16 protein-coding genes and 1 riboswitch are annotated in these 15,037 nt (G+C 57.1%); all 16 genes read left to right on the top strand.

Going from position 1 to position 15,037, the window contains the following annotated elements; translation table 11 throughout:
• Positions 1 to 2: 2 nt before the first annotated feature.
• Positions 3 to 269, top strand: a complete 267-nt coding sequence (locus C8273_RS08140; protein ID WP_159060747.1) for a hypothetical protein — start codon at positions 3 to 5, stop codon at positions 267 to 269.
• Between the two features lie 27 nt (positions 270 to 296).
• On the top strand, positions 297 to 593 hold the full coding sequence (locus C8273_RS12640) for a hypothetical protein (RefSeq protein ID WP_159060746.1): 297 nt from the start codon (positions 297 to 299) through the stop codon (positions 591 to 593).
• Positions 594 to 612: 19 nt separating this feature from the next.
• On the top strand, positions 613 to 1,275 hold the full coding sequence (locus C8273_RS08135) for a hypothetical protein (protein ID WP_159060745.1): 663 nt from the start codon (positions 613 to 615) through the stop codon (positions 1,273 to 1,275).
• A gap of 42 nt (positions 1,276 to 1,317) precedes the next feature.
• Positions 1,318 to 1,731: a hypothetical protein gene (locus C8273_RS08130; protein ID WP_106627231.1), complete on the top strand. Its 414-nt coding sequence runs from the start codon at positions 1,318 to 1,320 to the stop codon at positions 1,729 to 1,731.
• A gap of 118 nt (positions 1,732 to 1,849) precedes the next feature.
• Positions 1,850 to 4,771 carry an insulinase family protein gene (locus C8273_RS08125; RefSeq protein ID WP_106627230.1) on the top strand — a complete coding sequence of 974 codons (2,922 nt, stop codon included), beginning with the start codon at positions 1,850 to 1,852 and terminating at the stop codon, positions 4,769 to 4,771.
• Positions 4,772 to 4,837: 66 nt separating this feature from the next.
• On the top strand, positions 4,838 to 5,725 hold the full coding sequence (gene dapA, locus C8273_RS08120; RefSeq protein ID WP_106627229.1) for a 4-hydroxy-tetrahydrodipicolinate synthase: 888 nt from the start codon (positions 4,838 to 4,840) through the stop codon (positions 5,723 to 5,725).
• A gap of 76 nt (positions 5,726 to 5,801) precedes the next feature.
• Complete coding sequence (gene mmuM / locus C8273_RS08115) at positions 5,802 to 6,728, top strand: homocysteine S-methyltransferase (protein ID WP_106627228.1); 927 nt, start codon at positions 5,802 to 5,804, stop codon at positions 6,726 to 6,728.
• Between the two features lie 19 nt (positions 6,729 to 6,747).
• Positions 6,748 to 7,359, top strand: coding sequence for a GTP cyclohydrolase I (folE, locus tag C8273_RS08110; protein ID WP_106627227.1), 612 nt, complete (start codon positions 6,748 to 6,750; stop codon positions 7,357 to 7,359).
• Positions 7,328 to 8,176 carry a dihydropteroate synthase gene (gene folP, locus C8273_RS08105; RefSeq protein ID WP_106627226.1) on the top strand — a complete coding sequence of 283 codons (849 nt, stop codon included), beginning with the start codon at positions 7,328 to 7,330 and terminating at the stop codon, positions 8,174 to 8,176. Before folE ends, folP begins: the two co-directional genes overlap by 32 nt.
• 1 nt (position 8,177) lies before the next feature.
• Positions 8,178 to 8,555 (top strand): dihydroneopterin aldolase, encoded by a 378-nt coding sequence (gene folB / locus C8273_RS08100; RefSeq protein ID WP_106627225.1) that lies wholly within the window; start codon positions 8,178 to 8,180, stop codon positions 8,553 to 8,555.
• Complete coding sequence (gene folK, locus C8273_RS08095) at positions 8,546 to 9,511, top strand: 2-amino-4-hydroxy-6-hydroxymethyldihydropteridine diphosphokinase (protein WP_106627224.1); 966 nt, start codon at positions 8,546 to 8,548, stop codon at positions 9,509 to 9,511. Before folB ends, folK begins: the two co-directional genes overlap by 10 nt.
• 1 nt (position 9,512) lies before the next feature.
• Positions 9,513 to 10,208 carry a uracil-DNA glycosylase gene (locus C8273_RS08090; protein ID WP_106627223.1) on the top strand — a complete coding sequence of 232 codons (696 nt, stop codon included), beginning with the start codon at positions 9,513 to 9,515 and terminating at the stop codon, positions 10,206 to 10,208.
• 74 nt (positions 10,209 to 10,282) lie between these two features.
• Positions 10,283 to 10,486, top strand: a complete 204-nt coding sequence (locus C8273_RS08085; RefSeq protein WP_234343948.1) for a monoheme cytochrome c — start codon at positions 10,283 to 10,285, stop codon at positions 10,484 to 10,486.
• Between the two features lie 45 nt (positions 10,487 to 10,531).
• Positions 10,532 to 11,662 (top strand): peptide-methionine (R)-S-oxide reductase MsrB, encoded by a 1,131-nt coding sequence (msrB, locus tag C8273_RS08080; protein WP_106627221.1) that lies wholly within the window; start codon positions 10,532 to 10,534, stop codon positions 11,660 to 11,662.
• A gap of 100 nt (positions 11,663 to 11,762) precedes the next feature.
• Positions 11,763 to 11,979, top strand: a riboswitch (cobalamin riboswitch).
• A 168-nt stretch (positions 11,980 to 12,147) separates the two neighbouring features.
• Positions 12,148 to 14,079 (top strand): TonB-dependent receptor plug domain-containing protein, encoded by a 1,932-nt coding sequence (locus tag C8273_RS08075; RefSeq protein ID WP_106627220.1) that lies wholly within the window; start codon positions 12,148 to 12,150, stop codon positions 14,077 to 14,079.
• Positions 14,069 to 15,034, top strand: coding sequence for an ABC transporter substrate-binding protein (locus tag C8273_RS08070; protein WP_106627219.1), 966 nt, complete (start codon positions 14,069 to 14,071; stop codon positions 15,032 to 15,034). Before C8273_RS08075 ends, C8273_RS08070 begins: the two co-directional genes overlap by 11 nt.
• Positions 15,035 to 15,037 lie beyond the last annotated feature (3 nt).

The raw sequence follows: 15,037 nt of genomic DNA, 5'->3' as shown, positions 1-15,037 counted from the left end.
CAATGATTGGAAAGCTGGCAAGCCATGTCATTACCGGCAAGGTGCTGACAATAATTCCGGGCGTCGGAGCAGTTGCGGGAAGTGCGCTCAGCATGGTAGTCAGTGAGCCGATGCGGCTCAAAATGGAACAGAAGATCAGCGCTATGGCATGGGAGGGATTCGATAAGATCCGCCCTGTGGCGACCAAGACGGTGGAAACGATCATGGAGCAGTCCCGCTCCATGATCGAGACGGTCAAGAATTTTGCAAAGAATATGGTGACGGCATAAAGATTTTTTCGGAGAGGAGGACAGCGGATGAATCGTGACGAGGAGAAGCGACGGCAGAATCCCTTTCTTGCGGATGGTGTGAACCGCAACGCGGCGAACAACGGTGTGACGGAGTTGTTTCATGGAGCACGCGGGCATGGATTCGCGGCGGAGCAGGCAAACGTTCGCGAAGAACTTTACGCATACGGCGGGCGGCGTTGCAGGCGGTACAATTGGCTGGGGCACCGGGGCGGCGACAGGCGCAGCCATCGGTTCGGCAGTCCCTGTTATAGGGACTGCCACAGGCGGTATGATCGGCGGCTTTTTAGGCAGCGTTATCGGTAGCTCGACAGGTTCATCCACTATGCGTACCCTGACTTCTGCACTGAGCGATGATGAGTTTGAGCCGGAGCCTGTGGATGTCATGGATGTGCTCGAGGGTGCGTTCAAGCATAAGGGGCAGGAGTATCGGCTTACCCGTGACGAAGCGGATGCGGTCGCAATCGCCTTGCAGCAGCGTATGACACCAGCATTTATCGACAATCTGATACGCTGCAGACTCCCCCATTCTCAGGCAAATGCACTGATGGATGAGCTGATTGCGCCTATCGTCCAAAGACGCGCACAGACTGCTGTAATGGGATATGACAGCAGTTCGCAGGGACAGGAGGAATTTATGATGTTTGGGAAAAAGCGTGAACAGGAACTGCCGACGAGCGACGAGATGTTACAGGAAGTCATTGCGAGGATTCAACATGATGCTGCGCAGAATAAAATATCAGCGGAAGATGCGGCGGAGGCACTTGAGAATGTTGATATGATGGTAAACGGCGTATGGAAGCCGTTCCTCGATCTGGCGCACGGCAAAGATATTGAAGAGATTGCGCGGGAGTCACAGGAGTTCATGGCACAGAATCAAGATCGGCTTGCCCGTCTTGAAGCGCAGCAGAACATTCCGCAGAATCCACCACAGCGGAATGCGGGCGGCGGGGAGCTGGATCTCCTGCGAAAGTTTATCGGGTCGTGATGCAGTCGATGCATTGTGTTTCATTCATAGGAGGAAATCAAAATGAAGAAGTTTATGAAATCCGTGATGAAGAAGTCGGTACTGCTGGGTGGTTTTGCGGCTTGCTTGGCTCTCGGCGGAGCTTTCGACACGGGGGTTGTACCCGATGACTTGGCAGTAAAGCAGGCTCATGCACAGGATGTGTATGCCGCAACGAGTCAGGGGGCTGATGTCTATGTCATGACGCATACGATTCGCTGGAGCGGGGATAAGAAGTTCAACGTGCGCACGAAGAGTGTGCGCCGCTCTGAGTATGATGTGGAAGGATGGGAGTTTGTCTATACGAATGGAGATTGGAAGTATAGACTGTCAGAGTCGCAAAGCAAGAACGGGCTTGTCCCCGTGAATTCGCCGCAGTATTCGGTTGCATCGAGTCCGGTCATGGGGGTTGTTTTGAATATTTGTCTGAATAACTGATCCTGCGGGATTGTAAGAGATTCTATGCGCCATGTGCGGCGTTTGGAATCTCTTTTATTTTGCGAAAACACTGCGCTGTGCTATAATGAAATCCATTGTATGAAGGAGGATATTTCACATGAAGATAGATGATATCATTCACGGCTTTCGCCTGATCCGCTCGGAGGAGATCAAGGAAGCAGACGGGCGGGGGCATACGTTTGTCCACGAGAAGACGGGCGCACGGCTCTTCTTCCTCGAGACGGCGGACGACAACAAGGTCTTTTCGATCAGCTTCCGCACGCCGCCCGTGGATGATACGGGCGTGGCGCATATTGTGGAGCACTCCGTACTCTGCGGCTCGCGCAAGTACCCGCTGAAGGAGCCGTTTGTCGAACTCGTGAAGGGGTCGCTCAACACGTTCCTCAATGCGATGACGTTCCCCGACAAGACGATGTATCCCGTCGCGAGCCGCAACGACCGTGATTTTCAGAATCTCATGGACGTGTATCTCGATGCGGTCTTCTATCCCGCGATGCGCACGAATCCGCAGGTGCTCATGCAGGAGGGCTGGCACTACGAACTCGAGGATGCGGATGCACCGCTCTCCTACAGCGGCGTTGTCTACAATGAGATGAAGGGGGCGCTCTCGGCGCCCGATGATCTCCTCGGCAGCCGCATCATGGCGGCGCTCTATCCCGATACGACGTATGGCTGTGAGTCGGGCGGCGATCCCGAGGCGATCCCGACGCTCACACAGGAGATGTTCCTCGATTTCCACGCGCGTTACTATCATCCGTCGAACAGCTATATCTATCTTTACGGAGACATGGATATCGAGGAGAAGCTCGCCTACCTCGACCGCGCGTATCTCTCGCATTTCGAGCGGATTTCCGTGCCCTCGCGCATCGACCGTCAACAGGCGTTCGCGGGGCGCGTCGACAAGGCACATTTCTATCCGATTGGGGCGGAGGAGCCGCTGGAGGAAAACAGTTTTCTCTCGCTGAACTGGGTGATCGGCGACACGGCGGATCGAAAGCGTGTGATGGCGCTCCAGATCCTCGACCATGCGCTGCTGCGTATGCAGGGTGCGCCGCTGCGACAGGCACTCATCGATGCGGGGCTTGGGCGCGATGTCGACTCGAACTATGAGAGTGATATTCTGCAGCCGCTCTTCAGCATCATTGTCAGCAAATCAGAGACGGCACGCGCGGATGAGTTTGTGCGGATTGTCAAAGATACGCTGCGGAAACTCGCGGACGGGGAACTCGATCACACGCTCGTGCAGGCGTCGCTCAATACGCTTGAGTTCCGTCTGCGCGAGTCGGACTTCGGGTCGTCGCCAAAGGGGCTGATCTACGGCATCCGCATGATGAAGACGTGGCTCTACGATGGCGCGCCTGCGGACTATCTGCGCTATGAGGACGTGCTTGCCGAACTCAAAGCAGGACTCGAAAACGGCTATTTTGAGCAGGTGATTCGAGAATCCTTCCTTGAGAATCCGCATGAGGCTCTCGTGACGCTCGCGCCGAGCCGTACGCTCGGGCAGGAGCGCGAGGCGGCACAGGAGAAGATCCTTGCGGAGAAAAAAGCCGCGATGAGTGCCGAGGAGATTGCAGAGGTCTTAGCGTCCTGTGCGGCGCTCAAGGAGGCGCAGGAGGAGCCGGATACGGAGGAGGCGCTTGCGTCGATTCCAATTCTCGCACGCTCCGATATCCGTGCGGAGGCGGAGCGTCTGCCGCTCGATCTGCGTGACTGTGCAGGGACGAAGATACTCTACTCGGATATCGAGACGAACGGGATTGTCTATCTGAATTTTTACTTTCCGATGGCGGCGGTCGCACAGGCAGATCTGCCGTATGCGTACCTCCTCGCGGAGATGTTCGGAGCAGTCGATACCGCGCGGCACAGCTATGCGGAGCTCGCGATGCTGCGCAGTCTCTACACGGGCGGTTTCGGCGCGGACATCGTTGCCTACACGCGCGCGGGCGAGCCGGACTCTCTCCTGCCGCGCTTCAAGCTCCGCGCGAAGGTACTGAAGGGGAATCTGCCGCGCCTCTTTGATCTGCTTGCGGAGATCATGACGGAGAGCGACTTCTCGGGGGCAAAGCGTGTCCGCGAGCTGATCGATGAGGGAAAGACGGGGATGGAGCTCTCGCTCCAGCGTGCGGCAAATCAGGTAGTTGCTGCGCGGATCGCTGCCGATCTGACGCCCGCGGGGCGCTATGCCGAGGTCGGCGGACTGCCGTTCCATGACTTCCTGCGCACGTTCAAGGATAACTTCGAAGCACGCCATGTGGAGATGCAGGCGGCGTTTCGGCGCATTCTGCCGCAGATCTTCAATGCAAATGATCTGATGGTCAGCGTCACGGCACCTGCCGCTGACTATGATGAGATTGCAGCAGGGCTTGCGGAGTTCCAACAAAAGATCTCATCCGTGTTGTTTCCTGCAGCGCCGTACACATGGGAGATTGTGCCGAAGAATGAGGGGCTGATGACGCAGAGCCGCGTTCAGTATGTGGCGAAGGGCGCGAACTTTATCAAGCTTGGATTCGCCTATACGGGAGTTCTGCGTGTGCTGGAAACGCTGCTGCGCTATGATTATTTCTGGACGCGCATCCGCGTGCAGGGCGGTGCGTACGGTGCTATGACGCAGTTCAATCGAAACGGCTTTATGATTTTTTCCTCCTACCGCGATCCGAATCTCGCGGAGACGTTTGCCGTTCTCGATGAGACGGCGGACTATGTGCGGTCGTTCGACGTGTCCGACCGCGAGATGGACAAGTTCATCATCGGTACGATGAGCGGCGTGGACGCGCCGCTGACGCCGCAGATGAAGGGGGATATCGCGGCGACGTTCCACCTGCGCGGCATTACGTGGGAGGATCGCCAGCGTGCGCGTGAGGAGATCCTGACGGCACGTCAGGAGGATGTGCGTGCACTCGCGCCGCTCGTGGAGGCGGCGATGCGTGAAAATGTGCGCTGCGTCCTCGGCGGCGAGGAGAAGATTCGCGCGAATGCCGCGCTCTTCGATGAGATCTGCCCCGCACTGCGGACATAAAGTTTTTGACTTTTCATACCGCGCGTGGGATAATAGCAGAAGATGATTTTGAAGGGGGAACCTGCCATGAAGAAGAAAGTTTTCCGTGGTGCCGGCGTCGCCATCATTACGCCGTTTACAGAGACAGGCGTGAACTATACGGAACTCGGGCGGATTATCGAGGATCAGATCGCGGGCGGCACGGATGCCATCGTTATCACAGGGACGACGGGCGAGTCCGCGACGATGACGGATGCGGAGCACCGTGAGGCGATCCGCTATACGGTGGAGCAGGTGAAGGGGCGTATTCCCGTTGTGGCGGGAACCGGCTCAAATGAAACCTCCTACGCAATCGAGTTGTCGAAGTATGCGGAGCAGTTCGGTGCGGACGCACTCCTTCTCGTGACGCCGTACTACAATAAGTGCACGCAGAACGGTCTGATCGCGCACTACACGAAGATTGCAGACAGCGTGAATATCCCCGCGATTCTCTACAATGTACCTTCGCGCACGGGAGTCAATATCAAGACGGAGACATACGCGGCGCTCGCCAAGCACCCGCGCATCGTCGGGGTTAAGGAGGCGAGCGGTGATCTCTCCGCGATCCTGCGCATGCGTGCGGCGACGGGCGATGATTTCGCCGTCTACTCGGGCAACGATGATCAGATCGTCCCCATTCTCTCGCTCGGCGGGTCGGGTGTCATCTCTGTGCTCTCGAATATCGCGCCGAAGGCGACGCATGATATCTGCCAGCACTATTTCGACGGCAATGCGGCGGAGGCAGGGCGTATGCAGGTTGCGTATGCCGATCTCATCGACGCGCTCTTCTGCGAGGTGAACCCGATTCCCGTCAAGACGGCGATGCGCCGCCTCGGCTACGATGCGGGTCCCCTGCGTATGCCTCTCACGGAGATGGAGCCGGCGAATGCGGCGAAGCTGGACGCGGCTCTGCGTGCACATGGCCTGCTGAAATGATGTCAGACGCTCTCCTCTTGTGTGGGGCTGCCCTTCACGATGGGGGAGCGTTTTCCTGTTTGTGGGGAGGAATGGCGTGAATCCGATTGCGGAGCGTCTTGCGCGGCAGGATGTAATCGTGCTCGACGGTGCGCTTGCCACGGAACTCGAGGCACGCGGATGTTCGATCAGCGATGCGCTCTGGTCGGCAAAGGCTCTCTTTGCGTGTCCCGATCTCGTGCGTGAGGTTCATCTGGACTATCTGCGCGCGGGCGCAGATGTGGTGACGAGTGCGAGCTATCAGGCGACGGTCGAGGGCTTTATGCGGTGCGGCTTTACGGAGGCGGAGGCTGCCGCGCTCCTGCAAAAATCCGTGCGTCTGGCACGGGAGGCATGTGAACTGTACTGCTCGGAGCGCGGTGTGGATGGCGGCGTGCCGCTTGTGGCGGCATCGGTTGGATCATACGGTGCGTATCGTGCGGATGGCTCGGAGTATCGCGGCGACTATGGCATCGACGAGGACGCACTTGTCGCGTTTCATGCGGAGCGCCTTGCGCTGCTTGCAGAGGAAAAACCTGACCTGCTCGCCTGTGAGACGCTGCCATGTCTGGTGGAGGCACGTGCGATTGTGCGCGCGCTGCGCGAAAGAGCGATACGGATTCCCGCGTGGTTCTCGTTCTCCTGCCGCGATGCTGCGCACATCAGTGACGGCATGGAGATTGCGGCATGTGCGCGGTGGCTGGACACTGTGCCGGAGGCTGCGGCGATCGGGCTGAACTGTACGGCTCCGCAGTATGCGGAGGAGCTGATTCGCGCGATTCGGAGCGAGACGGCGAAGCCCATCGTCGTCTATCCGAACTCCGGTGAGATGTATGATGTCCATAAGCGGAGATGGTATGGTGCGACGGCAGATTTCGGCACGGAGGCGCGGCGCTGGTATGCGGCGGGCGCGCGGCTCATCGGCGGCTGCTGCAGGACAACGCCGCGTGAGATCGCGGACATAGCCGCATGGGCAAAGAATTGAACAAGGTGAGGTGACGGAAATGGAGGAAGGGCGCACAGCGGTTGATCTCCCGCGTGCGGAGCGCGCCATGCGCGAATTTCTCACGGCGGTCGGGGTTGATCTCGCTGCACGGGGGATGGCGGAAACGCCTGCACGCGTGGCACAGCTCTATACGGAACTGTTCTCGGGGCTGCACGCGGACACGCGGGATCTCTGGGCGGATGTGCTGACGGAGGAGACGGACGGTCTTGTTGCCGTGCGCGGGATTTCGTTCCACTCCATCTGTGAGCACCATTTGCTCCCATTCTTTGGGACAGCACATATTGTCTATCGCCCGCACGCAGGCCGCGTGGCGGGCTTTGGCGTTTTCACGCGGCTCGTCGAGTGCATGGCGCGGCGTCCGCAGCTGCAGGAGCGCCTGACAACGGATATTGCACGCGAGATGGAGCAGGGACTCGGTGCGGAGGGGGTGCTCGTCGTTGTCGATGCACGTCAGCTCTGCATGACGATGCGCGGGGCACGTGCGCACGGTACGAGGACGACAACCTCGGCGTGTCGCGGCATCTTTCGCGATGACAAAACGATGGAACTGCAGGCATGGCAGATGTTAGGTGAGTGGAATGACGGCAGAGAGAATATATCGCTTCCGTGACGGCAAGGAACTGACGATTGGCGGGAGTACGCTCGTCATGGGGATTCTGAACGTGACACCGGATTCGTTTTCGGACGGCGGCAGGTGGAATACGCGGGACGCGGCGCTCCGTCACATGGAGGAGATGGTGCAGGACGGCGCCGACATCATTGACGTCGGTGCAGAGTCGAGCCGTCCCGGCTTCGTCCCGATGGGGGCGGCAGAGGAGACGGAGCGGCTTCTGCCGCTTCTTGAGGCGGTTTTGCAGGAATGCCCCGTACCCGTCTCCGTGGATACGTTCAAGGCGGAGACGGCGCGGGCGGCACTCGCTGCGGGTGCTGATATGCTGAACGATATCTGGGGGCTGCAGTATGCGGAGGAGCCGGGAGAGATGGCACGCGTCGCAGCCGAGGCAGATGCGCCCGTTGTTGTGATGCACAATCAGAATGGGACGGCGTACGATGGGGATATTGTCGGTGAGATGCGTGCGTTCTTTGAACGCTCATTTGCACTGGCAGACGCGGCAGGACTGGCGCGGGACAAGATCATCCTTGACCCCGGGATCGGTTTCGGCAAAACGGCGGAGCAGAATATGCACGTTATGCGCCGTATGGATGAACTCATCTCGTATGACGGTACGGATTATCCCGTCCTCCTCGGAGCGAGCCGCAAGAGCTTCATCGGCGCGGCGCTCGGTCTGCCCGTCGAGGAGCGCATGGAGGCGACGGGAGCGGCGTGCGTCCTCGGCATTGTGCGCGGTGCCTCGATTGTCCGCGTACACGATGTGAAGCCGATAGGGCGTATGTGTCGCATGACGGACGCAATTCTGGGGGCGTAATATGGATCGTATTTTTCTGCGTGGAATGCGTTTTATGGCTTGCCACGGGGTTCTTCCGCACGAGCAGGAGATTCCGCAGCCGTTCGAGGTGGATGTGGAGCTTGGTCTTGATCTGCGTGCGGCGGGAGAGAGCGATGATCTCAGTGATACGGTGAACTATGCCAAGGTTTACCGTGCGGTATCTTCCATTATGGATGGAGCGTCGAAGCAGCTGATTGAATCACTGGCGGAGGAGATTGCGGATGATCTCTTTTGGCAGTTTTCTCCGCTGCGCTGGGTGCGCGTCACCGTTCATAAGCCCACAGCGCCGATCAACGCGTTCTTTTCGGATGTTGGTGTGACAATCCTCCGCCGACGTAAGGATGTGCAATGGGAATAGCGTACATCGGGCTTGGAGCGAATCTCGGCAATCGTGGGGAAACGATGCGTGCGGCTCTGCGGCGGATGGCGGAGCACCCCCATCTGCGCGTGGAGCGGGTGTCGCATTTTTACGAAACGCCGCCGTGGGGAAAGACGGATCAGCCCCTGTTTTTGAATGCGGCGGCGTGCATTTCATTTGACGGAAGCGCACACGAGCTGCTCAGGGTACTCCAACGCATTGAACACGAACTCGGGCGCGTGCGTCATGAACACTGGGGCGCGCGGACGATCGATCTCGATGTCCTCTATGTCGAGGGGGCAACGTGTGCGGATGCGGCGCTGAGGCTGCCGCATCCCTATCTCACGGAGCGCGCCTTTGTGCTCGTGCCGCTGGCGGAGATTGCGCCCAATCTGATGGTGCATGGACAGTCCGCTGCTGCATGGCTTGCCGAGGCCGATACGGAGGGCATTGTGCGTGCGCGTGAACTCTCTGAGCCGTATCCGCTCGAACTGATTGCCGCCTGTGATGAGGAGGGGGGCATTGGACGGGCGGGGCAGCTGCTCACGGACTGCCCCGAGGATATGGCTCATTTTCGTCGGACGACGATGGGCGGGATCCTTGTCATGGGGCGGCGTACGATGGAGAGTCTGCCTGCACGGAGACCGCTCGTAGGACGGGAGAATGTTGTGCTCTCAGGGACGATGGAGCGGGCGGAGGGCTTTCATATCGTGCATGATCTTGCGGAACTGTGGACGCTGCTCGGTACGATGACGCATTCCATGCCGCGGCCGATCTTTGCTGTCGGCGGCGCGGAATGCTATCGAACGCTCCTGCCGTATACGCGGCGGGCATACATCACGCGCCTGCCGGGGGCGTATGGAGCAGATGTATTCTTACCCCCGCTTGAAGGCTTTGCATTGACAAACAGTCGGGGCGGAGAGACCTGTATATTTGAAATTTACGAGAGAGTTTAGCATGGCAAAGGAAATTTTTCACAACGATTGGCAGGAACTGCTTGCAGACGAAATGGCGCAGCCGTACTATCGGGAGCTGCGCCAATTCCTCATTGAGGAGTATCGTACGAAGCGCATCTATCCGGATATGTTTGCGATCTTCAATGCGCTGCACTATACGAGCTTTGCGGATACGAAGGTCGTCATCCTCGGGCAGGATCCGTACCACGGCGACGGTCAGGCGCATGGGCTTTCGTTCTCTGTGCAGGTCGGCATCGACCCGCCGCCGTCGCTGCTGAATATCTACAAGGAGCTGCAGGACGATCTCGGCATCGTACCGCCCGCGCATGGCTGTCTCATCCCGTGGGCGAAGCAAGGCGTGCTGCTCCTCAACACCGTGCTGACCGTGCGCGCCCATGCGGCAGCCTCCCATCAGGGACATGGCTGGGAGCGGTTTACCGACCACATCATTCAGCTGCTCGGCGCGCGTGAGCGGCCGCTCGCCTTTATCCTCTGGGGAAGCCCCGCACGGAAGAAGCGCAGCCTCATTACGAATCCGCGCCACCTCATCGTCGAGTCGCCGCACCCAAGTCCGCTCTCGGCGCATCGCGGCTTCTTCGGCAGCCGCCCCTTTTCGCGTGTCAACGATTTTCTCATGGCAGCAGGTGAGTCGCCAATCGAGTGGCAGCTTCCGCCGGCGGAGGAGATCACGACATAGAATTTAGGGATACATTTAGGAATCGCTGATATAATGTTATCATGACGCCGAATTTGGAGAAAGGGGTGGCACAAATGTGCAATTTGAGCGAAGGTGTATATAGGGATGGCGTGGAATACGGCCTCGAACAGGGACTCGAGCAGGGACTCGAGCAGGGGCGCATGGAAACGGTGCTTGCCCTTCTGCGGGAGAAAATGTCGCTCGATCTGATCGCGCGTGTTACCAAACTCTCTGCGGAGAAAATACAGGAAATCGGAAGACTGAACGGTATTTTGTAAAAGTATGTGTTACTCCATCACAAAACAGCGGAAAGGAGAAATATCATGAAAATTTCATCCCTGCGCAATATCTGTGCACTTGGTCTGCTCGTCTGCCTCGGCGGCTGCGGAACACCTGCCGCAACATCGGCGGAGATGCCGCATGAGATCGTACAGAAAAACGCGCCGACGGAGGGACAGAAGGAGATCTATCTTGCGGGCGGCTGCTTTTGGGGAACGGAACTCTATATCGATCTGATCCATGGTGTTGTCTCCGCAGAGAGTGGCTATGCGAACGGGACTACCGCAAACCCCTCCTATCGTGAGGTGTGCAGCGGCAGCGGCCATGCGGAGGCGGTTCACGTTGTCTATGACCCGAAGATCGTTTCGCTTGATGAGATTCTCACGGCATTCTATGACTCCATCGACCCGACAACGGTGGATCGGCAGGGCAACGACATCGGACGTCAATACCGCTCCGGAATCTATTATGTATCGAATGCGGACGGCAGCGAGAGCGCGGATGCCGCCGTGATCCGTGCCTCGCTCGAGGCGCTGCAGAAGCGCATCGGTAAAAAGGTCGCTATTGAGGTGGAACCGATTGTGAATTTCTACCGTGCGGAGGAGGATCATCAGGAGTATCTCGAGAAACATCCGAATGGCTACTGCCATATTTCACCCGCACTCATCGCCAAGATGCGCGAGAAGCGTGCGGCGGCAGAGCGTGCGGAGGCGGCGAAGCCTACACGTACGTATGAAAAGCCATCGGATGCCGAACTCAAAGAGCGTCTGACGGGGATGCAGTATGCCGTCACGCAGGAGAAGGCGACGGAACCGCCCTTCCGCAACGAATACGATCATGAATTCCGCGCAGGGATCTACTGCGACATTACGACGGGCGAGCCTCTCTTCATCTCGACGGACAAATACGACTCCGGCTGTGGCTGGCCGGCATTCTCGCGTCCAATTGACAGTGCGCTCATTGCCGAGCACGAGGATCGCTCACATGGCATGGTGCGTACGGAGGTCATGGCGGCGGGCAGCGGTGCACACCTCGGACACGTCTTTAACGATGGTCCTGCGGCGACGGGTGGTCTACGCTACTGCATCAACAGCGCCTCCCTGCGCTTCATTCCGAAGGAGGACATGGAGCGCGAGGGCTATGGGGACTATCTCTATCTGCTGGAAAATAAATAGGGCAAGAGAGAAGTATATTGAGATGATTCGTAAAATATCTCTTTGACGTATTGACAAGTACTTCATCCAATGCTATCTTTATCAGAGTATTTTACAAAAACTTTATAGCATTGGGTCAGGTACGAATGTTTAATAGAAAATCCGGTAAAGGGAATATTTCCGATAAAGCCGGAGCGGTCCCGCCACTGTGACAGTGAGCGAACCCGCATGGAAATACGGGTTGTATTTCCACGAATGCCACTGGGGGATGACCCCTGGGAAGGCGCGGGCGAGCGGCGAACTGGAGCCAGGAGAACTGCCTGATTAACAATCGCCGTTTGACCTGCGAGTGATGGGGATGGGGATTCAGACTCTTCTATTGTGTGTAAATTAAGCCCTCTTCTGCTTTGGCAGGAAGGGGCTTTTCATTTTCTGCTATGACTAAAAGTTTTTAAAATATGAATGTGGCGCATGGAGCGCGCGAAAAAGAAAGGTGACAAAGGATCATGACAAGAGAGAAAAAGTGGACGCTTGCGGTACTTGCAGCATTTTCCGGTGCAAGTTTTGTGGGAACGGCGTATGCAGCGGAGCAGACAGCAGACTCCGCAGAGGCGCACGCGCTCAGCGATACGGTTGTGACGGCGCAGCGCCGAGTAAAGCGCGATCTTGATACGCCTGCAACGACGACGATCATCACAGCGAAGGAAATCGAGAAGGCGGGCTACCGCAACGTCTTCGAGGCAATCGACCAGCAGATCGGCTCGACGAGTACGTCGTACGGTGAGGCAGGGCAGGACTTTGGCTTTGCTGCGGGGCGCATTGTCCTGCGCGGCTTTGACCGCGGTACGCTCGTCATGGTGAACGGTGTACCGATGAATCTCAAGAATTATCCAAGTACAGAAGGCATTCCCGCATCGATGGTGGAGCGCATTGAGATTGTTAAGGGCGCAGCATCGACACTCTATGGTGCGAATGCGATGGGCGGTGTCGTTAACATTATCCTGAAGAAACCGACGGAACAGGAAACCGAGTTTAAACTCAGTCAGACCGTTGGCAATTACTTTAAGAAGAGCGAGGCGACTTATGTAGGGGAGCGAATCGTTGTTGATGTGAGCCGCGAATGGTCGAAGGATCTTCCGCACTCCAACGGTTTTGGAATCGATAAGATCTCTTGGGTTGACTGGTGGGTCGGCAAGGGGAAAAAGAATCGCATCGGCATCATGGCTCAACTCACCGATGAAGTTTCGCTCAACTACAATTATATGGATGCTGATATCACGCGCGGTGGGATTCGTTATAAAAAGAATCCTGCGGGGACGGCGCTTGTCCCCGAGGGAACCAAATACAATTATCGTCATAACGACTATCGCCACACGACAAGTCTCGTCTATCAGGGAAAGGAGAACGGCATTCGCGCGCTTCTCGGCTATACCTACCGCAAGGTATGGGGGTACGATTTCATTGCAAACCGTGCATCAGCGTCCAATGCGACCATGGATGGAGAGATCTTTGATGTCCAAAAGAACTGGAAGTTTGATGCAGACTCCCTTGTTTTTGGATATTCCTACAAGCGTGAGGCGATTGATACACCTGCAAAAAGGCGTTCTGCAGTTCGTACAGGCAACTCCCTTTATGCCTCTTACAGCAAACAGTTTACGCCGAAGTTTAACTTTACGCTTGGTCTGCGTGGTGAGTTCATCAATGACCCTGTGAAGGATCAAAACGTCTTCATGCCGCAGTTTCAGACCAATTATGAATTTGATCGGAATACGGCATGGTACATCAATGTCGGCAAGGCGTTCCAAATGCCGACCGTAGATGACAGCTTCAGCTATACGAAGTATAATCCCTCGGGGCTGAAGCCGGAGGAAGGATGGACCTATGAAACAGGGCTCAAGATGCGCCATGGAAACGACACATGGAAAGCTGCCGTCTATCACATGGACATGAAGAACAAAATAGGTTGGGCGAAGGATCCGGCAACACAGGAAAATTATCCCACGAACAAGGGGAACTTCAAAAATACAGGCGTCGAGGTCGAGTATACGAAACGCTTTAATGACGCATGGCGACTTACTCTCGGCGGGAGCGTATCGAATCCCAAGGTACAGGATCCGAGTGCCAAGAAAAAGGAATGGGTGCAGGATGCCGGACGCCTCGAAGGGCTTGTCCGTCTCGACTATCAGATGGCGAAGTGGCAGGGAAATCTCAATCTGAAATACCTTGGCGACCGTGAGTACACGGCGCAAAGATATGGTGCTGCACAGGATGTACCCGACAAGATCCAGCTCAATATGAATGTGATCTATACGGCGAGCAAGGATGACGTGGTGTCGCTTGGCATCTACAACCTGCTGAACCGTGAAAACTACTCCAACCGCTATGGCAATCTCGATCTTGGGCGCAACTTCCGACTGACGTATACGCATGCGTTCTAATGTACAGCTCTGTGCGCTTCTGCTGCTCCTCTCGCTCGTCGGCATGATTGCCGGCTGTGCGGGGGAGCAGCAGAATGTGGCAGAGCAATCTGTGTTTTATCGTGGGACGGACGATATGGGGATGGAGGTCGTGCTGCACGAGAAGCCGCAGCGCGTCGTCTCGCTCGGGCTTGCCACAGACGAGATCCTCCTTGCGATTGCACCGCCCGAGCAGATTGCCGCGCTTACCTCGTATTCGGATGATCCCGGACTATCCGCTATGAGCGAGGCGGCGAAGGCGGTCTCGGTCAAGCTCAAGGACAAAAGCCCGGAGCGTGTGCTCGCACTTGATCCTGATCTCGTTCTCACAACGGACGGTGTGCCAAAAGAACTGGTTGAGAGTCTGCGCGACCTCGGATTGACGGTCTATGCCTCACGTACTCCGAAGCGCATCGAGGGCGTGTTCACGCGGATTGATACCATTGGAAAGCTCATCGGTCAGGAGGAAAATGCCGCTGCACTTATCGCCGCGAAGCGTGCACGTCTCGCCGATGTCGAGCGCCGTGTCGGGGACATCCCCGAGGAGAAGCGACCGATTATCGTGGCGTTTGCGTTTAGCGGCGTGTTCGGGCAGAAGGACGGTCTCTTTGACGATATGTGTCGGCACGCATCCCTCCGCAACGGTGCCGCCATGGTTGGGCTCACAGCAGATACACCGGTATCTATGGAGCAGATCGTTGCGCTTGATCCCGATGTGTTCCTTCTGCCAACATGGAGTGCAGAGGGGGAAAAGACCGAGGACTTTCGTCAAAAGCTGCGCAATGATCCCCTGTTTATGCACGTCAAGGCGGTGCGGGAGAATCATCTCTACACCGTGCCCGATACCTACCGGTACAGCGCGGGACAGAATGCCATCGAGTGTGTCTATGAGCTTGCGCGTGCGGTCTACCCCGAGCGCTTTGCAGATGAGAAGTGAGAA

This window comes from Candidatus Centipeda massiliensis (genome assembly GCF_900290285.1).
Classification (GTDB): domain Bacteria; phylum Bacillota; class Negativicutes; order Selenomonadales; family Selenomonadaceae; genus Centipeda; species Centipeda massiliensis.
This window is presented reverse-complemented; position numbering and strand designations above follow the sequence as displayed.

Coding starts and splice junctions, on each gene's coding strand:
- C8273_RS08140 (WP_159060747.1), top strand. CDS start 3: ATGATTGGAAAGCTGGCAAGCCATGTCATTACCGGCAAGGTGCTGACA.
- C8273_RS12640 (WP_159060746.1), top strand. CDS start 297: ATGAATCGTGACGAGGAGAAGCGACGGCAGAATCCCTTTCTTGCGGAT.
- C8273_RS08135 (WP_159060745.1), top strand. CDS start 613: ATGCGTACCCTGACTTCTGCACTGAGCGATGATGAGTTTGAGCCGGAG.
- C8273_RS08130 (WP_106627231.1), top strand. CDS start 1,318: ATGAAGAAGTTTATGAAATCCGTGATGAAGAAGTCGGTACTGCTGGGT.
- C8273_RS08125 (WP_106627230.1), top strand. CDS start 1,850: ATGAAGATAGATGATATCATTCACGGCTTTCGCCTGATCCGCTCGGAG.
- dapA (WP_106627229.1), top strand. CDS start 4,838: ATGAAGAAGAAAGTTTTCCGTGGTGCCGGCGTCGCCATCATTACGCCG.
- folE (WP_106627227.1), top strand. CDS start 6,748: ATGGAGGAAGGGCGCACAGCGGTTGATCTCCCGCGTGCGGAGCGCGCC.
- folP (WP_106627226.1), top strand. CDS start 7,328: ATGACGGCAGAGAGAATATATCGCTTCCGTGACGGCAAGGAACTGACG.
- folB (WP_106627225.1), top strand. CDS start 8,178: ATGGATCGTATTTTTCTGCGTGGAATGCGTTTTATGGCTTGCCACGGG.
- folK (WP_106627224.1), top strand. CDS start 8,546: ATGGGAATAGCGTACATCGGGCTTGGAGCGAATCTCGGCAATCGTGGG.
- C8273_RS08090 (WP_106627223.1), top strand. CDS start 9,513: ATGGCAAAGGAAATTTTTCACAACGATTGGCAGGAACTGCTTGCAGAC.
- C8273_RS08085 (WP_234343948.1), top strand. CDS start 10,283: ATGTGCAATTTGAGCGAAGGTGTATATAGGGATGGCGTGGAATACGGC.
- msrB (WP_106627221.1), top strand. CDS start 10,532: ATGAAAATTTCATCCCTGCGCAATATCTGTGCACTTGGTCTGCTCGTC.
- C8273_RS08075 (WP_106627220.1), top strand. CDS start 12,148: ATGACAAGAGAGAAAAAGTGGACGCTTGCGGTACTTGCAGCATTTTCC.
- C8273_RS08070 (WP_106627219.1), top strand. CDS start 14,069: ATGCGTTCTAATGTACAGCTCTGTGCGCTTCTGCTGCTCCTCTCGCTC.